The following is a 23,995-nucleotide window of genomic DNA, read 5'->3' on the forward strand; positions in this document are numbered from 1 at the left end:
ATGTCGGAAGATCTCTAAAAATGAATGGTTCGTTTAAGCGGGATGCTTACAAGACCAACGAGCAAAGCGAAGTTCGCTGGGACGGATAAACAGGTGCAATGTGAGTGATACTGTCAGGCGGGTTAATTCTCGTCCTTGCTTGTAGTCCTTAATACGGGTTAACAATTCTGGTAGTTGTTCCAACGGAAGGGCAGGATAGTGGCGTTTAACGGGTGGGGCGATGATACCGTCCAGATTGGCCGCCGGATTATGCTCTATCAACTCCTGATGCACGGCATGACGCATGATGTTGCACATTTGCTGCCGAGTGCGTGCTGCCACTTCCAGCAGACCTTTTTTCTCAATTCCTTTCAGCAGGTCGATGAAATGGCGGGTTTTCAGTTCTGTGACTGGCAGGTGTCCAATTATCGGGAAGATATGATTGTTCATACTGGCAAGCAGACGGGCGGCATGGTTTTCTGACCAGGATCTGTTGCTTTTATGCCAGCTCAATGCGACAGCCTTGAAGGTCTCTCCCTGTAAGACAGTGGCTCTTTCAGTGGAGCGCTGTTGTGCTGGGTTGATATTCTGCACCAGCAATTTACGAATACCGTCACGCTGCTGACGACCATCAGCCAGAGAAACATCAGGATAGGCACCTAAGCCGAGGCGGGATTCTTTTCTATTGATGCGATATTTGAGATACCAAAGACGTGAACCGCCAGGATTGACTAAAAGGTATAGACCATGAGAGTCGGAAACTTTGAAGGGTTTAGCGGATGGTTTTAAGTTGCGGATTTTTGAGTCGTTAAGAGACATTTGGGGGTCACTCCGTCATCGAACCAACTTGACCCCAAATCTGACCACCAAATTCTCCCGATGCGGAGGGTAAACTGAAAATGCATCGGGGAGACTTTTCACGCTAACTTATTGAATCTGAATTACATAGGGATTCGCAAAGTGGCATGAAAACAAGAATTTGGCTCCTCTGACTGGACTCGAACCAGTGACATACGGATTAACAGTCCGCCGTTCTACCGACTGAACTACAGAGGAATCGGTGTGGAGTCGTATCTTAGCGGCGAAAAAAATTTTGTCAAACATCTAATTGCCCCCTAAGAACTAACTGGCGGTTCCATCAACAATTTGTTGCTATTACAGACGATTAATAAGGAAAAATGTTTTGCAGGATCGGCCATTCTCCATCATCATTTGAAATGTAGTTTCAACTTTTCTCACTAAGGTCTCCCTTGAACGCCACCTCCGTAGTGCGCCAGGTCTTTGAACGAACAACCTGGTTCAAAAAACGTAAGAGTTACCGTGTGCTGTACTGGCGCGAAATCAGCCCCCTCGCGGTGCCTATTTTCCTCGAAAACACCTGTGTTTTACTGATGGGCGTGCTGAGCACATTCCTGGTTAGCTGGCTGGGAAAAGAGGCGATGGCCGGCGTCGGTCTGGCTGATAGCTTCAATATGGTGATCATGTCTTTCTTTGCCGCCATTGACCTTGGGACCACGGTGGTGGTTGCCTTTAGCCTGGGTAAACGTGACCGTCGACGGGCCAGAGCCGCGGCCCGGCAGTCACTGGCGATCATGACGCTGTTCTCGATCCTGCTGGCGGTAGTGATCCATGCCTTTGGTAAAGAGATCATCGATGTGGTTGCCGGAGATGCCTCGGAAGAGGTGAAGGCGATGGCGTTGACCTACCTTGAGCTGACGGTACTGAGCTACCCGGCAGCGGCCATTGCGCTGATCGGGAGTGGGGCGTTGCGAGGGGCGGGCAACACGAAAATTCCGCTGCTGATTAATGGCGGGATGAACATTCTCAACATCATTATCAGCAGTATCCTGATTTACGGTATTTTTTCCTGGCCGGGTTTGGGATTTGTTGGCGCAGGCCTGGGGCTGACGATTGCCCGCTATATTGGTGCGGTAGCGATTATCTGGGTGCTGGCGATTGGTTTTAACCCGGCATTGCGGATTTCGATAAAAAGTTATTTTCAGCCTTTCAACTTTGCGATTATCTGGGAAGTGATGGGGATTGGTATTCCGGCCAGCATCGAGTCCGTACTGTTCAACAGCGGCAAATTGCTGACACAAATGTTTGTGGCCGGAATGGGTACCAACGTGATCGCCGGTAACTTTATTGCCTTTTCCGTCGCCGCGCTGATTAACCTGCCGGGTAACGCGCTGGGGTCCGCCTCGACGATCATTACCGGTAAACGATTGGGTAAAGGACAAATAGGGCAGGCGGAGCGCCAGGCGTGGCACGTATTCTGGCTATCGACGGTGGTGCTCACGGTTATTGCGTGGGGGACGGCGCCGTTTGCTAATCTGATCGCCTCGTTCTATACCAGCGAAGAAGATGTCAAAGTCGTGGTTAAAGAACTGCTGTGGCTGAACGCCTTCTTTATGCCTATCTGGGCGACCTCGTGGATTTTACCTTGTGCATTTAAAGGTGCGCGCGATGTGCGCTACACCATGTGGGTATCGATGCTGGGGATGTGGGGCTGTCGCGTGGTGGCTGGCTATACCCTGGGGATTGTATTGGGGATGGGGGTCATCGGGGTCTGGCTGGGCATGGTGCTCGACTGGGCGGTACGCGGCGTGCTGTTCTATGGCCGTATGGTGAGCGGGCGTTGGCTGTGGAAATATCCCCGCGTCAAAACTCAAGTGGACGAAACATAACCACTTTTCAGTGAAAGCGGTAAATTTTGCACAAAGTGAAGAATAAATCGGCAAACGGTGTGAATTATGAAAACAGCCTTTGACAAGGGCATCCACCGCCGTTAATATTCGCCCCGTTCACACGATTCCTCTGTAGTTCAGTCGGTAGAACGGCGGACTGTTAATCCGTATGTCACTGGTTCGAGTCCAGTCAGAGGAGCCATATTTAAGAAACCCGCTTAAGGAAACTTAAGCGGGTTTTTTGCTTTCTTGCTTCCGAAGTTTTCCCGTTCCCTGCACGAGCTTTGCGCAGGGAACGGGATATGACGTTAGCGGAACGGGGGTTCGTTGAAGGTGCGCAGCTTACGGGAGTGCATGTGGTCGCCCTCCGCGCGCAGTAAATCAATGGCCTTGATACCGATTTGCAAATGTTCGGAAATAGCCCCTTCATAGAAACGGTTAGCCTGGCCTGGCAGCTTAATCTCACCGTGCAGCGGTTTGTCAGACACGCACAATAATGTGCCGTACGGCACGCGGAAGCGGTAGCCCTGGGCGGCAATGGTGGCGCTTTCCATATCAATGGCGACGGCACGGCTAAGGTTAAAGCGCAGCGCCGAGGCGGAATAGCGCAGCTCCCAGTTCCGGTCATCCGTGGTCACGACAGTACCGGTACGTAGTCGCTGTTTGACCTCTTCTCCCGGCATGCCGCTGATCTGCTTGGTGGCGTCGTAAAGAGCGCGCTGCACTTCGGCAATGCTGGGGATTGGGATGTCGGGCGGCAGTACGGCATCCAGCACGTGGTCATCGCGCAGATAGGCATGCGCCAGCACGTAGTCACCAATGGTCTGGCTTTCACGCAGCCCGCCGCAGTGGCCAATCATCAACCAGACGTCCGGACGCAGAACCGCCAGGTGATCGCAGATGTTTTTGGCGTTTGCCGGCCCGACGCCGATATTAATCAAGGTTATTCCCTGACCATCTTTGGTGATCAGGTGCCAGGCAGGCATCTGATGCTTTTTCCATGCCAGATCGGAAACGGCCTGCTCCGGCGCTTCGGTATCGGCGGTGATCCAGATGCCGCCGGCGCAGGAGAGGGCGATATAGGGGCTGTCGGGATCAAGAATCTGGCTGCACCCCCAACTGACGAACTCATCGACGTAACGTGTGTAGTTGGTAAACAGGACGTACGGCTGGAAATGATCGACCGGTGTGCCGGTATAATGACGCAGGCGCGCGAGTGAGAAATCCACGCGACGGGCATCAAAATGGGAAAGCGGATGGTGCTCGGTAGGGTGGAACAGCCCGTCCGCGGTCTCATCGCCGATTTGCGACAGCTCGGTGGTCGGGAAATGGCGGGTCAGGCCAGCACTCATTGAACGATCGAGCGTTAAAGCTGAACCATCGATGACATACGGATACGGGATTTCATGCTGCGACAGCCCGACGCTAATATGCGCGCCATAATCCTGATACAGCGAAGTGAGCTGCTCCAGCAGATAGGCGCGAAAAAGTTTGGGATTGGTAATGGTGGTGGTGTAGCAACCGGCATGAGTGAAGCGGCCCCATGCCCGGGTTTTTAGCGCTTTATGGTCGGCGCCATCCCACGATACGGACAGCTGTGGATAGACAAACAGTCCGTTCGCACGCTCTGCTTCATCAGGAAGTACGCTGTGGTTGATATACTCGCCGATGGCTTTACGTAATGCATCGACCGAACGTTCATACTGCGCTTCAAGCTGGCTCAGCGCTTGCTCCGGGGTCAGACTGGCGGCCTTCTGGTTCATCTTCGCTCCTTATTTCAGGTCTGCTGACATGCCCGATAGTATGTCACAGACGGAAAAGTGCGAAGGGGAATTTCAGCGGCTTAGCGGCGAAAGTGATTGAATTCGATATTGTTGATGATGTTTTATGCAGGCGTGACGGCTTCAGCCCAGTATTCGGTACTGTAGGGGCGCGCTTTGGTGACTTTAATGGTGTTTGCCAGGTCGCCATTAACGCAATAGCGGGCGTTTGCCAGTGGCGTGAGCTTATCACCGCACTGCAGGAGGCTGTGGCAGGAATCAATCGTGGCGATTATCGCTAACTGGCCACTTTGCAAAACGACACAATACTGACCTGTCTCGTTGGCTGACCGCATTTTTTTGACCCACCATTCCATCCGGCTTTCTCTGCGTTATGATTTCCCCAGGTGATAATTGCCCGTTCCCTCATTTCTTACAATCATAATAGACCATTGGTTTAGTCTGTGTTTAACCGGCGATGATTCAGAATATCGTCACATGGATGATCGTCCGCACCAGAATGCCGACAATGGCGCCAGGGGCGGCAAAACGGAACAGGCGAACAAAGCGCGAGCTGATCCCCAGATAGATGCCAATACCCGGTAGGTCAAACGACTGGACCAGTAGTCCGGCGGAGGCATTGAGCTGGCTGACGGTGGCTTTCCCTTGCTGAATTAATTCAGAAACGACCCCGAAATAGGCGGTGCCGCCGGCGACGCATTTCACCAGGGTTGGCAGGACGAAATTCACTGGAATGTTTAACCACAGGAGGAGCGGCATCAGCAGCTGCTGCAGCAGTTCGATAAGGCCAGCCGCCTTCATGATGCCGACGATGGTTAGCGACAGGATCAGCATGGGGACGGCACCAAGCGCAAGGCGAATCGCGTCGGAACCGGCGTTGTTAATCACCGCGAGCATCCCCTGGCTGTTCTGCTCGCTATTCGGCAGCGCTTCAGCACGTGGATTCTCGGCGATAGACAGCCGACGACCGGTGATATACCAGGTAGCCGCCGCCGCGCACAGGCCGCCGACCATCGAGATGGCAATCGAGGCGGTCCAGTGCAGGCCAAAAGGGGTCAAAGGATAAAAGACGTTACCCTGTCCCATGGCAAACACCATGGCGAGAGTCGCGGCCATTTGCCGGTCTGAGACGCCGCGTTTATCCATGATCGACAACGTAGCCAGCGGGGCGGCAAAGCTCACGAAATTCATCTGAATCAGTGCGAAAGCGCTCATGCCGCTGAGGCCGAAAGGCTTGAGTAACGGCGCGACCCAGCGGACGATAACATCGAGCACGCCGCGCACTTCGAGGTACTTCATGATCATCAGCATCACGACCATGATGGGTAAGAGCGTATAAAGTGCGACATCAACGGAAGATTTACCCGCCGACATAATGATGCTTATTACATCCATTTATTCTCAATCACCGCATTGCGCAAAGATAATGCGGTTCATCATAATCCGCACCGAAAGAAAATGATATCGCGGCTCTGGTGGCTGTTTTGCCCTCCCGTCGCATGAGGCGGACATCATCAATATACGTTTCCCGGGCATCAGAAGCCTTGTGGCGTCTGGGCTGTCGGATGAATCGAATCACACGGGACCAGGAATTTAGTGGCCGTGCTCGGGAGGAATTGTCACAGGGGGATCCGGTAACTGTCCTGTCTGGCATTCGAGCCCGGCCGCAATATAACGGCACATTTACACCCCTTTCAATCAATGGTTGGAATACGTTTTCCTTTTATCAATAAATGGCCATGCATTTTGTCTGGCGAGTCCCCATTATCTGCATTATTGATTTGCATCTATATAGCCTGGGTTCTATATTGCAAGGAGGGGCCTGTGTGGACGATTAAGACTACGGATCGGTTTGATATCTGGTTTAGTGAACTTGGTGCCGCTGACCGGGCCTGTGTACTGGCGTCGCTACTTGTGCTGCGGGAAAAAGGACCTGGATTGTCCAGACCTTACGCCGATACCATTCAAGGTTCCTGCTACAGCAATATGAAAGAATTACGAGTTCAGAGCAAAGGGAAGCCGATACGGGTGTTTTTCGCCTTCGACCCATTTCGGGCTGGCATTCTGCTGTGTGCCGGTAACAAGATCGGGAATGAAAAACGCTTTTATGACCAGATGATCCCGGTCGCCGATCGGGAGTTCAGCGATTATTTAAATATGCCAGATGATGAGGAATAGCGCGATGGGCAGAACGCTCGAACAGCTTCTTGCTGATGAAACACCGAATGTCGTGGCCGATGCACGGGCAATGGCTACGGACATCCTGCTCAATATCCACCTTGCCGAACTGCGTGAGAAAGTACAGAAAACCCAGGTAGAAATGGCGCAGGCCCTGGGGATCCGGCAACCTACGGTTGCCAGTATGGAAAAACCGGGGCGGGATTTGAAACTGTCCACGCTCAAACGCTATGTAGAGGCGACTGGCGGTAAACTACGTCTTGACGTGGAGCTACCGGATGGTTCCCATTACGGCTTTACCCTGTAGTGAATTCTCTCTACCACAAAGCAAAAAGCCTGCTTAAGTTTCCTTAGGCAGGCTTCTCTAAATATGGCTCCTCTGACTGGACTCGAACCAGTGACATACGGATTAACAGTCCGCCGTTCTACCGACTGAACTACAGAGGAATCGTGTGAACGGGGCGCATATTAACGGCGACGGATGACCTTGTCAAAGTCTGATTCATCAAAATGTGTTTGATTGCTGACAATTTCAGCGACCGGCCGCTTTTGCGCTTTTTTTCGACATTGTGCACCATGCTAGTGCACATATACCCCGAATGGGGCATAGCCTAAACTGCTTACCGGGCAAATAAATCGTCCGTTGCTATCAGAATCGCTTATTACGCCGCGAATAGCGGCCTTTGCATCGATTTGTAAAAACTGGCAAGCAAATTGCAAAACCTTCTGTATCTCAATAGCCAGCGTTGGTACTGGCTTTCCTTACAGGAGGCAAAATGAACTTAAGACGACTGAAGTATTTTGTGAAAATCGTCGATATCGGTAGCCTGACCCAGGCCGCCGAAGTCTTGCATATCGCACAACCGGCGTTGAGCCAGCAAGTGGCGACCCTGGAAGGCGAACTGGACCAGCAACTGCTGATTCGCACAAAACGCGGCGTGACGCCGACCGAAGCCGGGAAGATTCTTTATACCCATGCCCGGACCATCCTGCGCCAGTGCGAGCAGGCCCAACTGGCGGTCAACAATGTTGGCCATACGTTGAGCGGGCAGGTTTCTATTGGCCTGGCGCCGGGCACTGCGGCTTCCGCCATTACGATGCCTTTGCTGCAGACGGTGCGTAACGAACTCCCTGAAGTAATGGTTTATCTGCAGGAGAGCAGTGGCACCATCCTCAACGATAAATTGCTCGGCGGGCAGCTGGATATGGCGGTGCTGTATGAGCGTTCACCGGTGGCCGGGATCGTCAGCCAGCCTTTGCTGAAAGAAGACCTCTACCTGGTTGGAACCCGTGATTGTCCAGGGCAAAGCGTCGACCTGACCGCAGTAGCAGAAATGAATCTGTTCCTGCCGCGTGATTACAGCGCGGTGCGCGCACGGGTTACTGAAGCGTTTACCCTGCGCCGACTGTCGGCGAAGATCATTGGTGAAATTGAATCCATCACCACCTTAACGGCGGCGATTGCCAGCGGGATGGGCGTCACCGTTCTGCCGGAATCCGCCGCTCGCTCATTGTGCCAGGCGGCAAATGGCTGGATGGCGCGGATCAGTACACCATCGATGAGCCTGTCGCTGTCCCTGAACATGTCTGCTAAGGGAAGCTTGTCGCCGCAGGCGCAGGCGGTAAAAGAAATCTTACTCTCTCTGGTCAGCCGACCTTCGCTGGAGAACCGTGAATTACTGCTGGTGAGTTAATCTATATTCCGTAATGGAATAAGTTGCTGGTTTTTATTATTTGTTAGCAAGGACAACAGACTTTAACAATAGCGTATACGTTATGTCTGATAGCCCGGAGGAAAGGGTGAATTTCCAGCAGCTTAAAATCATTCGTGAGGCGGCCCGTCAGGATTACAACCTGACGGAAGTCGCAAATATGTTATATACCTCGCAATCGGGCGTCAGTCGCCATATTCGTGAACTGGAAGAAGAGCTCGGCATTGAGATTTTCATCCGGCGCGGTAAGCGTTTACTGGGAATGACCGAGCCGGGTAAAGCCTTATTAACCATTGCGGAGCGTATCCTCAATGAAGCCGGTAACGTCCGTCGGCTCGCCGACCTGTTTACCAATGACGCTTCCGGTGTCTTAACCATTGCCACCACCCACACTCAGGCACGCTACAGCCTGCCTCCGGTCATTAAAGCTTTCCGCGAACTGTTTTCCGATGTCCGACTGGAGCTTATCCAGGGGACGCCTCAGGAAATCGAAGCGCTGTTGCATAACGGCGGCGCTGATATTGGCATTGCCAGTGAGCGTTTAAGTAACGATCCCACGCTGGTGGCCTTTCCGTGGTTCCGCTGGCACCACAGCCTGCTGGTCCCTAAAGAGCACCCGCTGATTCAGGTCTCGCCCTTAACGCTGGAAGCCATTTCCCGCTGGCCGCTGATAACCTACCGCCAGGGCATCACCGGGCGTTCACGCATTGATGAAGCTTTCAACCGTAAAGGGTTGATGCCGGATATCGTCCTGAGCGCCCAGGACTCTGATGTGATTAAAACCTATGTCGAGCTGGGGCTGGGAGTCGGGCTGGTGGCGGAGCAATCCGGAGATGCCCGGGAATCGGACACCTTGACCCGCCTCGAAACCCGGCACCTGTTCGACGCCAATACAGTCTGGTTAGGCTTAAAACGCGGGCAGTTACAGCGCAATTATGTCTGGCGCTTTATCGAACTGTGCAACGCCGGCTTGTCGCTGGATGAAATCAAGCGTCAGGCGATGGAGCCGGAAGAGGCGGCAATTGATTACCAGATATGATTAATTCATCACTGGGGTGGATAATAGAAGGCACATCTATCCACGCGGAGAGGATATAAAAGCTATAATTCACGCACAGTTGTCGCTATTGAGGAAAGGGAAATGATGCGGCGTGTGAATTGGTTTTGCTCTCTTTTAGTGTTCCTCTCAAGCCAGAGTGTGCTGGCCGTGAGTTATCCGTTACCGCCGGAAGGAAGCCGTCTGGTCGGTATGCCGCTGACGATTACCGTTCCGGACCATAATACCCAGCCGCTGGAAGCCTTTGCCGCGCAATATGGGCAAGGGCTCAGCAATATGCTGGAAGCCAACCCCGGCGTTGATGTCTATTTGCCGAAATCAGGTACGACCCTGGTGGTGCCGCAGCAGTTAATCTTACCGGATACGGTCCGTAACGGTATTGTGGTTAACGTCGCCGAAATGCGCCTCTATTACTATCCGCCTGAGGGTACCACGGTTGAGGTGTTGCCGATTGGCATTGGCCAGGCGGGGCGTGAAACGCCGCGTAACTGGGTCACTACGGTAGAACGCAAGCAGGAAGCGCCTACCTGGACGCCGACCGCGAATACCCGCCGTGAATACGCCAGCCGGGGGGAAACCCTACCGGCGTTTGTCCCTGCCGGACCGGATAACCCGATGGGGCTGTATGCTATTTATATCGGAAGGCTATATGCCATTCATGGCACTAATGCCAACTTCGGGATCGGCTTGCGCGTCAGTCAGGGATGCATCCGTCTGCGCAACGACGATATCAAATATCTGTTCGACAACGTACCGGTGGGGACCCGCGTCCAGATTATCGATCGGCCGGTGAAATATACCCTCGAACCGGACGGCAGTCGCTGGGTTGAAGTCCATGAACCGCTCTCGCGCAACCGTGCTGAATATGAATCTGACCGCAAAGTTCCTTTGCCGATGACCACGGGGATCCAGTCATTTGTCAAAGGAGAGGGTGTGAATGCCAGCCTGGCCACACAGGCGCTTGAGCGACGTTCGGGCATGCCTGTTAATATCAGCGGGGCGGGAACGGTTAATCAGTTCGGCAGTTGACCCTTGGTGCTGAGACTTGCCAACATCGCGTCATGCCGGAAGCCGGGGCATGGCGCGGCCTGTTATATTTTGTCTGACCAGATGACTAAGCCAATCCCCGATAAAATAATCAATGTTGAAATGACGATCTGGCGATCCAGCGCCTCATTCATAAACAGAACCCCGCCAAGCGCGGCCAGGCAGGGGACGCTTAACTGAATGGTGCTGGCGGTGGATGACGATAGTTTCGGCAATAAGGTATACCAGAGCAGATAGGCGCCTGCAGAGGTGATGGCACCGGCGACGATCCCCAGCAGCAGTCCCGTTGCATCCAGTTGCAGCGCATGAAAATGCACGGCGACGGCCACTACAGCAATAGGGACGGAGAGGATAAAGTTGCCTGCGGTGGCCGAGGCGGCGCTGGTTGCCGCTCTTCCGGTAATGCAGTATGCCGCCCAGGCAACACCGGACAGGATCATCATGACGGCCGCAAATGCGGGCGGCGGTGTGGCGCCAGGCAGGAGTAAAATACCTATGCCTGACAGTGCTGCCAAGATACCGATGACTTTCCAGCGGGTGATTTTCTCGCCATGCAACATTCCCCAACCGGTCATGACCAACTGGACCGTGCCAAATAACAGCAGCGCACCGGTCGCCGCGTTTAACGACACATAGGCGAGAGAAAAGGCAAACACGTAGCCGGACAATAACAGCGCGTTGAGCGGGTGGTACTCAATTTTGTGGCTCCCGCGACGAAGGAGAATAAACAGGTACAGGGCCAATGCGCCGCTGATCAAACGGATGCTGCCAAACGAGACCTCGTCGATATAGCCGCCTGTTATTGCCACTCTGCAGAGCACCGAATTTGCGGCAAAGGCGATCATCGTCAGCAGGATTTTTAATAACATAGCTCGGTCTCCGGGGCCGGTATCTGACGACGCGCAATGTGGTGGGGATAATCATTCAACCATTGTGACGGATAGTTATCGCCGACAAAACAGAAAAGGGGAGCCATTGCTCCCCTTATCCGTCAGTCAGGCCTGACGACCGGCCATAACGCCGCCGTCAATATCCCAGATGGCGCCCGTGACCCAGCCGGTATTGTCGGACAGCAGGAACGCCACGGTTTCGGCAATGTCGACCGGCGAGCCAACGCGGCCGATCGGATGGAAACTGTCAAAGCTGTTCATGACCTCTTTAACCTCATCCTTCGCGATAAAACCTTCGTAAATCGGCGTATGAACAACCGCAGGGGCGACGGCATTAACGCGGATACCTTTCGCACCCAACTCGATAGCCAGATTTTTGGTCAGCGCATGCAGACCGGCTTTTGCCATCGAATAAGCAGAGGACGGAGTGGCGCCGATCGCCTGATGTGCCCACATTGAGCCGATATTAACAATCGATCCTTTGATCCCTGCCGCGACCATATTACGCACCACGTCACGGGTGATGAAGAACGTTGCACGGTTAATATTCATATACATATCATAGTCAGCCGTCTCGTGTTCGGTAAAGGATTTCGGGAAGAAGACTCCTGCGGCATTCACCAGCAGGCTGATATCCTGGTGCTCAGCATTGATGATATCGGTGGCATGCTGCATGCCTTGCGCGGTCATCAGGTCGGCAATAATGATGGACACCTGGCCATGGGCAGATAAAACCCGGCGCGCTTCTTCTGCTTTATCCTGACGGTTGCCTACCAGCACCGCACTGCCGCCGTTTTTCAGAACGTATTTTGCTGTTTCAAAGCCCATGCCGCTGGTGCCGCCGACCACTAACAATTTTTTACCTGCAAATGATGTTGTCATCATAACCTCTGTACTGGTTTCTCTGTGATGTGAAGGTGGCCGATGCCTCCCCTTTCTGTGGCGGCATATTCACACTTTCGTATTCGGCTGGCGAATCAGAAGATATTTAATGGCGAGATAGAAAATCTATTTCATGCTGCTGGTAGTGTGCCAGAATAGAGGAAACCCTTATCGTGGATAACCCTCATGCGTTCGCTCAACCGGCTTAAATGGCTACATGCCTTCGAGGCAACGGCACGTCACGGCAGTTTTACCGGGGCAGCTGAAGAGCTGGGTGTCACGCCTGCCGCGGTCGGGCAGCTCGTCAGATCGCTGGAGGAGTGGGTGGGTTATCCGCTGCTTCATCGGCTGCGTAGCGGCAAGGAAAGACTGACATTGGTCAGTGAGGCGCAGGACGCCTTAAAGGATATCAGTGAGGGACTGGACAGTCTGGAGCGCGGTCTGAATAAACTGAGAGGAAGAAAATCTCGTTCAGTTATCGTGCTTACCGCCTCACAGGTACTGATGATGAACTGGCTGATGGAGCGCCTGAATCGCTTTTCAGAACAGCATGAGAACATTGATATCCGGCTTGATGTCACCGAGAAACTCATGGATGTGGTGCATGGTGAAGCCGATATGGGTATTCGTTGTGGCCCGGGAGACTGGGCCGGGTTAAGCAAAACGTGGCTCATGGATGAAGATGTGGTGATGGTCTGCAGCCCGGTGCTGCTGCCTGATGTCAAAGACGGCACGCCGGCATGGTTGTCAGAGCAAAAGCTGATCCATGATGATACGCCACATCCAGGCGCCCATTTTCCCGCCTGGGACACCGTGCTGGCAAAGGTCGGTGCGCCGCCAGCCAGCATCAGCGGTCTGCATATTAACTCGACCTCCGCGGTTATACTGTCTGCCCTGAGCGGACGAGGGGTGGCGCTGGTCCGCCGGGCTCTGGTACAGCAGGCGATCGATAACCATCAGTTGCGCGTGCTGTTTAGCGATATTAGCTGGCCGCTCACCTGGTCCTATTACCTGGTGATGTCTGAACATTCGCAGATGCGACCTGAAGTGAAAATCCTCCACGACTGGTTAATCCACGATGTGAAAGCAGAGCAGTGACCTTTTGCTAAGAACAGGGTCCAATCGTTCTTGACTGCGAACGGCTTGATTGCCTCTTCTGTTGGCCTGAATCTTTGTTTCTTTAGGCCAGAAAAAATCGCTTTGCCATGCCTTTATCACATAGATGGCTACGTCCTGTGGAAATATTTATTGGGAGAACTAATTTTTATTCGTTGCCAGCCATCTTCCTGCCCTATTACAGAAACTATGTGAATGCTTGACCCGCGAGTGTCTTTTCTGGTGTTTTTCGAGCAGCCCTCGTTGCGAGGGCCGTGATATATATTGGCGCGGGAAAGTGCTGTTTATATGTCGAGCATAACCCAATACAGCCGCAACCCGGTTTAGCTACATCTTATAAATACTGGCTCAGGAGCGCCTCAAGGCTGTTCTGATCTACGGCAAACAGGCGAATACCTTCAGCGAGCTTTTCCACCGCCATCGCATCCTGATTATGCGCCCAGTAGAACTCAGCCTCGGTCATCGCTGTGAGCTTCGCCTGGATCTCACCTTCATACGTCAGCGGGGTTGGTATTGGCCCTTGAGTTTGCTGCAACTGCGCCAGCAACGCCGGAGAAACGGTCAGACGATCGCATCCATTAAGCGCCAGCACCTGTCCCGGCGTACGGAAACTGGCGCCCATCACGACGGTGCGATAGCCGTGCATCTTATAGAAGCGGTAGATCTTCTGTACTGATTTGACGCCTGGATCGTTCTCGACGGTGAAGGTGGTATCAGGATGGTTTTTCTTGTACCAGTCGTAGATACGGCCCACAAACGGTGAAATCAGGAAAACATTGGCGTCGGCACACGCTCTGGCCTGGGCAAAGGAGAACAGGAGCGTCAGATTACACTGGATACCCTCTTTTTCCAGCGTTTCCGCGGCGCGGATCCCTTGCCAGGTGGCGGCAAGCTTAATCAAAACCCGGTCTTTATTAATCCCTTTCTCTTCATACAGCGCTATAATATCCCGCGCTTTAGCAATACTGGCCTGGGTATCAAACGACAGGCGAGCATCCACTTCAGTTGAAATACGTCCCGGTACACTTTTCAGGATCAGCACCCCGATACTTACCGCAAGATAATCGGCAATATCCGCAGGCTGTGCCGGCTTTCCATTCTGGCGAGACTTCACCGCCGCGACGGCATCTTTCACCAGTTTCTGATACTGCGGAAGCTGCGCCGCTTTATATATAAGCGAGGGGTTGGTGGTCGCATCTTCAGGCTGGTAAGCCATAATGCTGTCAATATCCCCGCTGTCGGCAACAATCGTGGTTTGCTGCTTTAATTGTTCAAGCTGATTCATGGCATAGACCTGTATTTCAATAATTGGGCATGAAACAACAAGGAGGGGCCAGGGCCCGCACCTTGTTGCTAAGCAGAATGGGTAATTATTTTGCCTGCGCGACGCGGGTGGTCAGGCCTGGCATATTGAAGCACTCGGCTTCATTCTGGATCATATCTTTAATTTTATTGACAACGTAACGTTCGGGTTCGACGCCAAACGACTTTAGATTAGCAAACATGGTCTGCATCTCTTTGACTACCGCCGGTTTTTCGTAGTTGTAGTGGCCGCTGAGTTCGAGGATCTCTCTCAATAATTCAGGCTCGTTAAAGATCTGCTCTTCGGACTTGTTTTTGTGCTCATCGGTCATCCATTTTTCCCATTTGTGGCTCAGCACGCACTCGCGGGTCAGGACGGTTTTTAAATCAGACGCTGACTTGATAAAGCCTTTTACCGCCAGATCTTTCTCGACTTCCGCCAGCTTCAGATAGGCGCGGGTTTCGATAGTGCCGTAGGCCGGGGCAACGTTCATCGCCGTAATGCCCAGACCCGGATGTTTTAGCAGGATCTCATCCGGCAGGTAGTCACCGTTATGCTCTTTCAGACCGACGCCGTGACGGGTGCTGATAGCCGAAAGTTCAGCGGACTGCTTATCGTTAAAGTGGCCAACGTTTTTGGTCAGGCGGGTCAGGGTGCCGGTCTGTCCAACAATAAACAGCGGCTGCGGCAGCGATTCGGCAGCCAGGCGCTTATTCAGCTCGATAATAAACCCTTCATAGGCGCTGACGTCGGTCAGGCCGCCATTGGTCTCTTCAGTACCGACTTCATAGAAGAACTCTTTCAGGTTATTCGCTTTACGATACTCTTCGCAGAAGCGGATCAATTCAACGGTGCGGCTCAGCACCAGTTCGATATCAATGACTTTACCGACGACGTACGGGTCTTTTGTCGGATCGATATGCAGCAGATCGAAACCGGCATCCATATCTACCTGATAAGAGCGGCGAGCCAGCTTCATCGCTTCGGCTTCCGGAATATGGTCTTTACGCTCTTTATCACGCTGCCACGGACCACCATGGTCACGACAGAGGAAGTAATCGCCATCGAAGCCGACTTTTTCCGCCATCGCTTTCAGATCGGCGGCAAAGCGGAACTGATCCCAGTTATTAACGTAACCCGCGCCAAACTCATCGGCATCAACCTGGTTGCGACTGGCGATAAACATCAGCGGCAGGTCCTTTTCTTTACCCAGCTCAAAACAGGCCTGAATTAATGCCGGAGACATAGGGCCAATTCCCAGCATTGTTGATTTTCCACCGTTAACAATATAATCGACGTACTGTTTCATTGTGTTTTTCATGATAACTCCTCAGGCTTTATTCATATCAGAAGTGATGGTTTTTTTAGCCGACTCTTTTTTTACCGGCTCGCTAATATTGGGGCGCAGAATATATAGGCAGATGGCGGTGACAATAACGCCGATGGCCATATCAATGGCGTACCATACTGGTGCTTTATTGACGCCTGCGATGGCAATTAATCCGCCGTGGGGAACCATAGATTCAACTCCGTGAACCATAGCCAGACCGGCACCGACGGCACTGCCGATAATTATTGAAGGCAGAACGGTCTTCAGGTTTTTAACGGCGAAAGGAATAGCTCCTTCGGTAATGCCAATTAACCCCATAAAGGCAGCTGAAGTCCCCATTCTTCTTTCATCTTCAGCCCATTTACGGGGTGAAATAAACGTAGAGAGGGCAATGCCCAGTGGCGGAATAGCGCAGGCAACACGGTAAGCACCGTTCGGGCCATAAATACCTTCAGCCATTAATGCGAGGGTAAATGCCGTTGCGGTTTTATTGACCGGGCCGCCCATATCAAAGGCCGCCATGGCACCGACAATCAGACCCAGCACCAGCCCACTGCTTCCCTGCATATGTGAGAGCATCGAAACCAGCCATTTCATGGCAAAACCGATTGGCCCAATCAGCACGTACAGATAGAGCATTCCGACGATGACGCTGGAGACGATAGGAATAATCATGATCGGCATGACCGGCATCAGCACCTTGCCGACTTTCCAACCTTTTACCCATTTCGCCACGTAGCCACTGAGAATACCGAGCAGCATTGCTCCCAGAAAACCGGTAACGACGTGGTCTGCACCCAGCGGCGTGCTGGCCATAAAGCCGGTGATTAAACCTGGCGTGAGGCCCGGTTTACCGGCGATAGAGTAGGAGATATAGGCCGCCAACACCGGGATCATCATTCCCAACCCCGCGCTGCCGATCGCCCCAAGGTTTAATAAGAATGGGTTGGTGACCACCATGCCTTTGCCCGCGACCGGTTCACCACCAATCAGGGAGAGTGCCAGGCAGATACCGCCGACCACCACCACCGGCATCATATATGACACCCCGGTACTGAATGCTTTGACTAAATCATCCTTGATGGCTTTCATTTTTTCCGACATTTTCATCCTCCAGGACACTTTATTTTTAAGATGACTGCTATATTCAGGCGCAATCATCCCCGGACGCATTTGCGTCGTGATTTAAATAAAAGGGTCGCAGAAATTTAATTAACGTTATTATTCACCGGTACTGAATGCCGAAAGTAAATCAGGACCGGCGGATTGGTTTATTTCACCAGTTGTTCAGCCCGGTCAATAATCGCTGCTGGATCGCGAACTACTTCTGCTGGGTTCAGCGAAATAATCAGTCCGGCGTCTTCTTTTTCTTCAAAACGCTCGACACCTTCAATGCCAATAGCAATCGCCAGAATAACTACGTCAGCTTCAGCAATCTCATCTTCGCTTAATTCATTTTCAATCCCCATGCCGCCCTGAGTTTCGACCTTGACGTCATAACCTCTTTTTTTGCACTCCTGCTCGATAGCTTCCTGTGCCATATAGGTGTGGGCGACACCGGTAATGCATGCTGCGACTCCGACAATTTTCATGAGTGACTCCTGATTTTTATTTGGCTGTGGTTTTAAATATTGCTTAATAAATCCTGATTTCATACGGCCAGAGTATTGGCCATCAGGTTGTAGAGTACGTTGACGTTTTCGGCCTGTTTTATTTCATTGCGGAAATCCTCTTTCATGAGTTTTCTGGCAAGCGTGGAGAAATATTTCATATGCTCATTAGGGTCGGCGGATTTACTGACGGTGAGCATAAATACGGTTTCGACCTCCTGATCGTCCCACATAATTGGCGACGCAAGGGTTGCCATACTAATGGTGGAGTAGTGAATATGGTCCGACCTGGTGTGCGGAATGGCGAAGCCATAGCCCACGGCGGTGGAGAAGGAGTCTTCGCGGGCCCAGATATCATCAGTTAATTGATCCCGGTTATCGGTGCGATGGTGCAGCCACAGATTGTCGGTCATCTTTTTGATAACTTCGTTTTTGTCGCGTGCCTGTAGTCCGCAGAGAATAAACTCCGGGGCGAGGATCGGCATTTTGCTGACCGCTTTTACGTCCGGTGAACGCAGCGCGGCTTTGACATCCGCAGAACGTTTTAACGCCACAATATCCTGGGCCAGACCCTGGCACTTGGCAAAACTCAGCTCCCGCAGCGCATGTTTGACGCCCGGAATAGCGGTGCCGCTCATGCTGAGTTCGTCAAAGCCCATCCCAACGAACAGCGGCAGAAAATCTTTGCTGGCACCCAGCTCTCCGCAGATACCTATCCACTTGCACGCGCGGTGGACTTCATCGGCGGCATACTGCATGGCGCGCAGGAATGCCGGGGCATAGTTGTCGTATACCGCCTCAACCTGGGTATTCCCGCGGTCGGCGGCAAAAAAGTACTGGGTCAGGTCGTTGCTGCCCACGCTGAAGAAATCTGCGTATTCCGCTATTTCGCTAATCGCGAAGATAACGGAGGGGATCTCCAGCATCACGCCGAGCGAGATGCTGTCGTTGAATGCCAGCCCTTCATCACGCATCGTACTTTTGACCTCTTCGAGGACTTCACGGCACCAGATAACTTCATCAACGTTGGCGATCATCGGGATCATGATTTTGGCATCGCCAAAAGCCGAGGCGCTGAGGATAGCCTTGAGCTGCATGGCGAAAAGGTCGCGATAACGCGGATAAGTTCGCACCGCCCGAAAGCCGAGAAACGGGTTTTCTTCTTCCCCGATGCTCATATAGTCGACAGGTTTATCGCCACCAATGTCGTAGGTGCGGAAGATAACCGGCTTCCCTTGTGCAACCTGTATCACCTGGCTGTAGAGCTCAGCCAGTTCGTGGTAGTCAGGTGCGGATTCACGGTCCATGAATGACATTTCGGTACGAAACAGCCCGATACCCTCAGCGCCGTTGTTAAAGGCTGCCTCGGCTTCCGCCAGGCTGGCGATATTGGCTGCTATCTCGACACGATGATGATCGCTGGTGGTCGCTGCCTGAAAAACGTTAGCCAGCATCTGTTGCTGCATACTCTGCTGAACGGCAATTTCATTCTGGTAATAGCACAGGACTTTCTCATCCGGCGCGGTAATCAGAATTCCCGGATTGCCATCAATAATAATGTCCATTTCTGTATTCAGCTGCAGGGTCGAAAAATCAATATCTGTCAGAGTCGGGATACCGAGCGAACGTGCAAGGATAGCGGTGTGCGACGTTTTACCCGTGGCGGATAATACCATCCCGGCAAGATACTCTTTATTGATCCCAAGAAACTGGCTTGGTGTCAGACTGTTGGCCAGAATAATCGACGGTTGCGTTAATTCAAGGCTGTTCTGCGGTAATATGCCCGGGCCATAGATCGCAGTAAGTAATTGCCCGGTAATATCGAGAACATCAAGGGTCCGTTCTTTAATGTATTTACTCGATGAGCGATTCAGTATTTCACAGAACTCTATTGCAGCTTTAATTACCGCATCCCAGGTATTGTCACCACGGGAAATCGCCGAGGAGATATGGCTTTGAAAGGTCGCATCGGTGATAATGGATAAATGCGCCTGTAAAATATCATGCTCAACGCCTTTCTTAATATCTAGTGCCGCCTGCTTCTCTTGCTTAAGCGCCTCTAAGCCCGCCAGGAAGATACGCTGCTGGTGCTCAGTGGAATATACACCGCCCGGGTTACGCACCAGCATTTCGTCTAATGACAAGCTCTGAATACGAACGGGTCTGGCAATGGCAACACCGCCACTGATGCGTGAGCCCTGAATAAAACTGAGCTGAGTCTCCCACAGCGAACGCGGGAGATAGCCCGCAGGCGCGGTAGCTTCGTCTGCATGGCTAACCTCGAAGGAGGGCAGTTTTTTAAGCAGCGCACTAAGTTGCTGAGCAGCGCTTGCCGCATCTTTTCCGCTGATTGTAATTTCACAGGCATCGTTGAGTAAGGTATCGGTGGCGACAATCGAGAGAGCGCTTTTACCATTACCCTGAATGCCGGTGCGAATATTATTCCAGCACACCTCAGATTGAAATGTGTTGCACAGCCGTTCGACATGCCCCGCCGGTCTGGCGTGAATACCATCCTTCAGATCACATTGATACGTTATTATCTCTGACATCATTGCTCCCGATAATCTTTTAGCCATGGCTAATTAATTTTTCTGCAGGTTTGAGTGCCTGCCTTTCATGTTTTATATCCTTTATCGTTCTCAGCTGGTTTTGAATAGAAAAAAAGTGACCTTTGCTTGAATAAAAAAGCCTGGTTATTATTTTGTGATCGTAGTCATGAAATTACTGCATCATGTATATTGCGAGATGATTTAAGTCATTGTGATGGCGGTCGCACTATTACTAATGGATAAATAGTGGTCACGCAATTGCTATTAAAGTGACTTTCTTTCTATTCAATAGTCATGGGGTAATAGAGTACAAAATAATACACACTCTATTTATTTCGTGGTGGTAATTACGATGCATTTTCGTGGAATATTACTGGATTTAGACGGAACACTGGTGAACTCGCTGGATTTCGTTGAAGCCTCCTGGAGTTTATGGGCCACTACAAAAGGGCTGGATGCGCGGACGGTATGCAATTATCTCCACGGAAAACCCGCCCTGAGTACGTTGCGTCATTTTATGCCCGATGCCAGCGAACAGACCATTATCGACGAATTTCTTGCGCTGGAAGAGTTTGAAGCGAGCAATACTGACGGCATTACTGCGGTTAACGGGGCCGTTGATTTTCTCCGCCAGCTTGAGCAGTTACATGTCCCCTGGGCGGTAGTGACTTCCGGGTCGCTGAAGGTTGCTTCGGCACGGATCCGCCAGGTTGGATTTCCGTTTCCGCCGGTACTGGTGACCAGTGAAGATATTCACCACGGCAAACCACATCCTGAACCGTTCCATATTGGTGCCGCGAGGCTAGACCTTTCACCCGCCCGTTGCCTCGCTTTTGAAGACTCCACTGCCGGTCTGCATTCCGCCACTCAGGCGGGATGCGTCGTGGTGGAAGTTCTGACCCGTCAGTCGGTCATTCACGATATTGACACCTGGCAAACCATCGATAACTACCTTGACCTGAGCGTAACGCAGAAGGGCGAGGCGGATTTTTTCCTAAAAATTCAGAGGGAGTATTAAATGCCATCACGAAAAACCCTGGCCAATGCCATCCGTATGCTGAGCGTTGATGCCGTGCAGCGTGCAAACTCAGGCCATCCGGGCGCCCCAATGGGGATGGCGGATATTGCTGAAGTTTTGTGGCGGGATTTTCTCAACCACAACCCGAATAACCCAGCGTGGGCTAACCGTGACCGCTTTGTGCTCTCCAACGGCCACGGTTCGATGCTGATTTACAGCCTGCTGCACCTCACCGGCTATGATCTGGCCATTGATGAACTAAAAAACTTCCGTCAACTGCATTCTAAAACGCCAGGTCACCCGGAAGTGGGCTATACCCCTGGTGTGGAAACGACCACCGGGCCATTGGGTCAGGGGATCGCCAATGCGGTCGGCATGGCGATTGCCGAGAAAACCCTCGCGGCGCAATTTAACCGTCCGGGCCACGACATTGTCGATCACTTCACATATGCCTTTATGGGCGATGGTTGCATGATGGAGGGCATTTCTCATGAAGTTTGCTCCCTGGCCGGGACGCTGAATCTTGGTAAACTGGTGGCGTTCTATGACGACAACGGTATCTCCATCGACGGTCACGTTGAAGGCTGGTTCACCGATGATACCGCTAAACGCTTTGAAGCCTACGGCTGGCACGTGGTACGCGGAGTAGATGGGCACGATCCTGAATCCATTCGCGCTGCGATTGATGTCGCAAAATCGATTACCAGCATGCCGACGTTAATTATCTGCAAAACGGTGATTGGTTTTGGTTCACCGCACAAAGCGGGCACCCATGATGTTCACGGCGCGCCGCTGGGTGAGGCTGAGGTCGCGGCTACGCGTGAAGCACTGGACTGGACGTACCCACCGTTCGTTATCCCCTCTGATATAGCTGCACGGTGGGATGCCCGCAAATCAGGACAGGCGAAGGAGGCCGAGTGGAACGAGAAGTTTGCCGCATACGCGAAAACGTTCCCCGAGCTGGCAGCTGAATTTACCCGCAGGGTAAACGGGCAGCTGCCCGCTGAGTTTGCCAGCAACGCGCAGGCGTTTATTGAAAGATTGCAGGCCAAACCGGCGAAAATCGCCAGTCGTAAAGCGTCGCAGAACGCGATTGAAGCCTTCGGCCAACTGTTACCGGAGTTCCTCGGTGGCTCTGCAGATCTGGCGCCGTCGAACCTGACCTTGTGGTCCGGGTCTAAAGCGATTAACGAAGATCCCGCCGGTAACTACATTCACTACGGCGTGCGTGAATTCGGCATGACCGCTATCGCTAACGGTATCGCTCTGCACGGTGGCTTCCTGCCATACACCTCGACTTTCCTGATGTTTGTCGAATATGCCCGCAATGCGGTGCGCATGGCGGCGCTGATGAAGCAGCGTCAGGTGCTGGTTTATACCCATGACTCCATTGGCCTGGGCGAAGATGGCCCGACCCATCAACCGGTCGAACAGATTGCCTCACTGCGCATGACGCCGAACCTCAGTACCTGGCGTCCCTGCGATCAGGTGGAATCGGCGGTGGCGTGGAAATATGGTGTTGAACGCCTGGATGGCCCGACGGCGCTGATCTTTTCCCGGCAAAACCTGACCCAGCAGGAACGGACCTGGCAGCAGGTGCAGGATATCGCGCGCGGCGGCTATGTACTGAAGAATTGCGAGGGGCAACCGCAGCTGATCCTTATTGCGACCGGCTCGGAGGTGGAGCTGGCGGTAGCCGCATGGCAGCAACTGACGGCTGAAGGTGTGAAGGCGCGGGTGGTTTCCATGCCGTCTACCGATGTCTTCGACAAGCAGGATGCGGCGTATCGTGAAGCGGTGCTGCCGCAGGCAGTTTCTGCTCGTATCGCAGTGGAGGCGGGGATCGCGGATTACTGGTTTAAATATGTCGGGCTGAACGGCGCGATTATCGGTATGCAGTCCTACGGCGAGTCCGCCCCGGCGGAACAGCTTTATCAGGAGTTTGGCATTACCGTTGAGGCGGTGTTGCAGCAGGCAAAAGCGCTTCTGGCTTAACCTTTAACGGCTCCTTACAGGCTAAGGGGCCGCTTTTCATTTCGGGGAGAGATAACATGTATCCCGTCGACCTTCATATGCATACCCTGGCCAGTACCCATGCCTACAGCACGGTTCATGACTATATCGCCGCCGCGGTGCGTAATCATATTCGCCTGATCGCCATTACTGACCATGGCCCGGAAATGGTTGATGCGCCGCATCCGTTTCACTTTAATAATTTGCGCGTGCTGCCGCGCGTTGTCGATGGTGTGGGGATCTTGCGCGGTATTGAGGCCAATATCAAACCCGGTGGTGAGACCGACTGCAGCGACAAAATGCGTGCGTCGCTGGATTTAGTTATTGCCGGATTCCACAAGCAGGTGTTTGCGCCTGCTGACATTACCACCAACACCGATGCGCTGATTGCAGTGATAGCAAGCGGTAAAGTTCATATTATCAGCCACCCCGGTAACCCGGAGTATCCGCTTGATATCCCGGCGGTGGCGACTGCGGCGAAAGAGTGTCACGTGGCACTGGAGGTCAATAATGCCTCTTTCGTCCATTCGCGTAAGGGCAGTGAGGGGAACTGTCGCAAAATTGTAGCAGCCGTGCGCGACAGCGGCGGGCTTCTCTCGTTGGGTAGCGATTCACACAGCGCGTTTTCACTGGGCGATTTTAGTGCCTGCCAGCACTTGTTGGTGGAGGCTGATTTTCCGGCATCAAGAGTACTGAATACTTCTGTACGACGGGTGCTGACGTTTCTGGAACAGCGCGGCGGGGAGCGGATAGCTGAGCTTGATGCGCTGCAGGCCTAAAAAATTGCGGGTTAAACCCTCTCCCTAAAAGGGGGAGGGCGTAAGGCGTGCCCGTGCGGTT

The 23,995-nt window shown here is 52.7% G+C and carries 20 protein-coding genes, 3 tRNA genes and 1 pseudogene; 11 read left to right on the forward strand and 13 right to left on the reverse strand.

The annotated features are described in order from the left end of the window. Positions 1–51: 51 nt before the first annotated feature. Both ACMYSP_RS21320 and ACMYSP_RS21325 read right to left on the reverse strand, forming a co-directional pair. Positions 52–798, reverse strand: a pseudogene (locus tag ACMYSP_RS21320) (tyrosine-type recombinase/integrase); the annotation flags it as partial. A 161-nt stretch (positions 799–959) separates the two neighbouring features. Further along, positions 960–1,035 (reverse strand) — tRNA-Asn (locus ACMYSP_RS21325). Between the two features lie 194 nt (positions 1,036–1,229). Here ACMYSP_RS21325 and ACMYSP_RS21330 point away from each other — a divergent pair. Together ACMYSP_RS21330 and ACMYSP_RS21335 are read left to right on the forward strand one after the other, a co-directional pair. Continuing rightward, the gene (locus tag ACMYSP_RS21330; RefSeq protein WP_434584038.1) at positions 1,230–2,666 is read left to right on the forward strand and encodes an EmmdR/YeeO family multidrug/toxin efflux MATE transporter; all 1,437 of its coding nucleotides are present in this window, start codon (positions 1,230–1,232) and stop codon (positions 2,664–2,666) included. A 126-nt stretch (positions 2,667–2,792) separates the two neighbouring features. After that, a tRNA-Asn gene (locus ACMYSP_RS21335) sits at positions 2,793–2,868 on the forward strand. 106 nt (positions 2,869–2,974) lie between these two features. On the opposite strand, the gene ACMYSP_RS21340 is transcribed toward ACMYSP_RS21335, so the two are convergent. The 3 genes from ACMYSP_RS21340 to ACMYSP_RS21350 all read right to left on the reverse strand — a co-directional run bounded on the left by ACMYSP_RS21340 (position 2,975) and on the right by ACMYSP_RS21350 (position 5,842). After that, complete coding sequence (locus tag ACMYSP_RS21340; RefSeq protein WP_434584039.1) at positions 2,975–4,429, reverse strand: AMP nucleosidase; 1,455 nt, start codon at positions 4,427–4,429, stop codon at positions 2,975–2,977. Positions 4,430–4,551: 122 nt separating this feature from the next. After that, entirely contained in the window at positions 4,552–4,803 is a 252-nt protein-coding gene (locus ACMYSP_RS21345) for a histidine kinase (RefSeq protein ID WP_434584040.1), read from the reverse strand. 106 nt (positions 4,804–4,909) lie between these two features. Next, positions 4,910–5,842 carry a nucleoside recognition domain-containing protein gene (locus tag ACMYSP_RS21350; RefSeq protein WP_434584041.1) on the reverse strand — a complete coding sequence of 311 codons (933 nt, stop codon included), beginning with the start codon at positions 5,840–5,842 and terminating at the stop codon, positions 4,910–4,912. 429 nt (positions 5,843–6,271) lie between these two features. Between ACMYSP_RS21350 and ACMYSP_RS21355 the strand changes: the two genes are divergently transcribed. Together ACMYSP_RS21355 and ACMYSP_RS21360 are read left to right on the forward strand one after the other, a co-directional pair. Then, positions 6,272–6,625, forward strand: a complete 354-nt coding sequence (locus ACMYSP_RS21355; protein ID WP_434584043.1) for a type II toxin-antitoxin system RelE/ParE family toxin — start codon at positions 6,272–6,274, stop codon at positions 6,623–6,625. Between the two features lie 4 nt (positions 6,626–6,629). Then, positions 6,630–6,932, forward strand: a complete 303-nt coding sequence (locus tag ACMYSP_RS21360) for a helix-turn-helix domain-containing protein (RefSeq protein ID WP_123755004.1) — start codon at positions 6,630–6,632, stop codon at positions 6,930–6,932. Positions 6,933–6,996: 64 nt separating this feature from the next. Here ACMYSP_RS21360 and ACMYSP_RS21365 read toward each other — a convergent pair. Next, positions 6,997–7,072: transfer RNA gene (locus ACMYSP_RS21365), tRNA-Asn, on the reverse strand. A gap of 329 nt (positions 7,073–7,401) precedes the next feature. Between ACMYSP_RS21365 and nac the strand changes: the two genes are divergently transcribed. From nac to ldtA, 3 genes are all read left to right on the forward strand, one after another. Further along, complete coding sequence (gene nac, locus ACMYSP_RS21370) at positions 7,402–8,319, forward strand: nitrogen assimilation transcriptional regulator NAC (RefSeq protein WP_434584044.1); 918 nt, start codon at positions 7,402–7,404, stop codon at positions 8,317–8,319. Positions 8,320–8,425: 106 nt separating this feature from the next. Further along, positions 8,426–9,376 carry an HTH-type transcriptional regulator Cbl gene (cbl, locus tag ACMYSP_RS21375; RefSeq protein ID WP_123754969.1) on the forward strand — a complete coding sequence of 317 codons (951 nt, stop codon included), beginning with the start codon at positions 8,426–8,428 and terminating at the stop codon, positions 9,374–9,376. A gap of 105 nt (positions 9,377–9,481) precedes the next feature. Then, positions 9,482–10,423, forward strand: a complete 942-nt coding sequence (gene ldtA / locus ACMYSP_RS21380; RefSeq protein ID WP_434587225.1) for a L,D-transpeptidase — start codon at positions 9,482–9,484, stop codon at positions 10,421–10,423. A 62-nt stretch (positions 10,424–10,485) separates the two neighbouring features. On the opposite strand, the gene ACMYSP_RS21385 is transcribed toward ldtA, so the two are convergent. Both ACMYSP_RS21385 and ACMYSP_RS21390 read right to left on the reverse strand, forming a co-directional pair. After that, positions 10,486–11,310, reverse strand: coding sequence for a DMT family transporter (locus ACMYSP_RS21385; protein ID WP_434584046.1), 825 nt, complete (start codon positions 11,308–11,310; stop codon positions 10,486–10,488). Between the two features lie 126 nt (positions 11,311–11,436). Beyond that, positions 11,437–12,213, reverse strand: a complete 777-nt coding sequence (locus ACMYSP_RS21390; RefSeq protein ID WP_434587227.1) for an SDR family NAD(P)-dependent oxidoreductase — start codon at positions 12,211–12,213, stop codon at positions 11,437–11,439. Between the two features lie 186 nt (positions 12,214–12,399). Between ACMYSP_RS21390 and ACMYSP_RS21395 the strand changes: the two genes are divergently transcribed. After that, positions 12,400–13,311, forward strand: coding sequence for a LysR substrate-binding domain-containing protein (locus ACMYSP_RS21395; RefSeq protein WP_434584047.1), 912 nt, complete (start codon positions 12,400–12,402; stop codon positions 13,309–13,311). Positions 13,312–13,663: 352 nt separating this feature from the next. Here the strand turns inward: ACMYSP_RS21395 and tal are convergent, their stop codons facing one another. The 5 genes from tal to ptsP all read right to left on the reverse strand — a co-directional run bounded on the left by tal (position 13,664) and on the right by ptsP (position 20,124). Beyond that, positions 13,664–14,614, reverse strand: coding sequence for a transaldolase (gene tal / locus ACMYSP_RS21400; RefSeq protein WP_434584048.1), 951 nt, complete (start codon positions 14,612–14,614; stop codon positions 13,664–13,666). 85 nt (positions 14,615–14,699) lie between these two features. Further along, entirely contained in the window at positions 14,700–15,953 is a 1,254-nt protein-coding gene (locus tag ACMYSP_RS21405; RefSeq protein WP_434584050.1) for a class II D-tagatose-bisphosphate aldolase non-catalytic subunit, read from the reverse strand. 9 nt (positions 15,954–15,962) lie between these two features. Further along, positions 15,963–17,066: a PTS fructose transporter subunit IIC gene (locus ACMYSP_RS21410; RefSeq protein ID WP_434584051.1), complete on the reverse strand. Its 1,104-nt coding sequence runs from the start codon at positions 17,064–17,066 to the stop codon at positions 15,963–15,965. Positions 17,067–17,233: 167 nt separating this feature from the next. Then, positions 17,234–17,554, reverse strand: coding sequence for a PTS fructose transporter subunit IIB (locus tag ACMYSP_RS21415; RefSeq protein ID WP_434584052.1), 321 nt, complete (start codon positions 17,552–17,554; stop codon positions 17,234–17,236). A gap of 59 nt (positions 17,555–17,613) precedes the next feature. After that, positions 17,614–20,124 carry a phosphoenolpyruvate--protein phosphotransferase gene (gene ptsP, locus ACMYSP_RS21420; protein ID WP_434587229.1) on the reverse strand — a complete coding sequence of 837 codons (2,511 nt, stop codon included), beginning with the start codon at positions 20,122–20,124 and terminating at the stop codon, positions 17,614–17,616. Positions 20,125–20,518: 394 nt separating this feature from the next. Between ptsP and ACMYSP_RS21425 the strand changes: the two genes are divergently transcribed. The 3 genes from ACMYSP_RS21425 to ACMYSP_RS21435 are packed head-to-tail and all read left to right on the forward strand — an operon-like array spanning position 20,519 to position 23,934. Beyond that, the gene (locus ACMYSP_RS21425; protein WP_434584053.1) at positions 20,519–21,142 is read left to right on the forward strand and encodes an HAD-IA family hydrolase; all 624 of its coding nucleotides are present in this window, start codon (positions 20,519–20,521) and stop codon (positions 21,140–21,142) included. Next, positions 21,143–23,137: a transketolase gene (gene tkt / locus ACMYSP_RS21430; RefSeq protein ID WP_434584054.1), complete on the forward strand. Its 1,995-nt coding sequence runs from the start codon at positions 21,143–21,145 to the stop codon at positions 23,135–23,137. A 56-nt stretch (positions 23,138–23,193) separates the two neighbouring features. Beyond that, positions 23,194–23,934: a phosphatase gene (locus tag ACMYSP_RS21435; protein WP_434584055.1), complete on the forward strand. Its 741-nt coding sequence runs from the start codon at positions 23,194–23,196 to the stop codon at positions 23,932–23,934. Positions 23,935–23,995: the final 61 nt, after the last annotated feature.

It is taken from the genome of Klebsiella sp. R390 (assembly GCF_051131745.1).
Lineage (GTDB): Bacteria > Pseudomonadota > Gammaproteobacteria > Enterobacterales > Enterobacteriaceae > Klebsiella.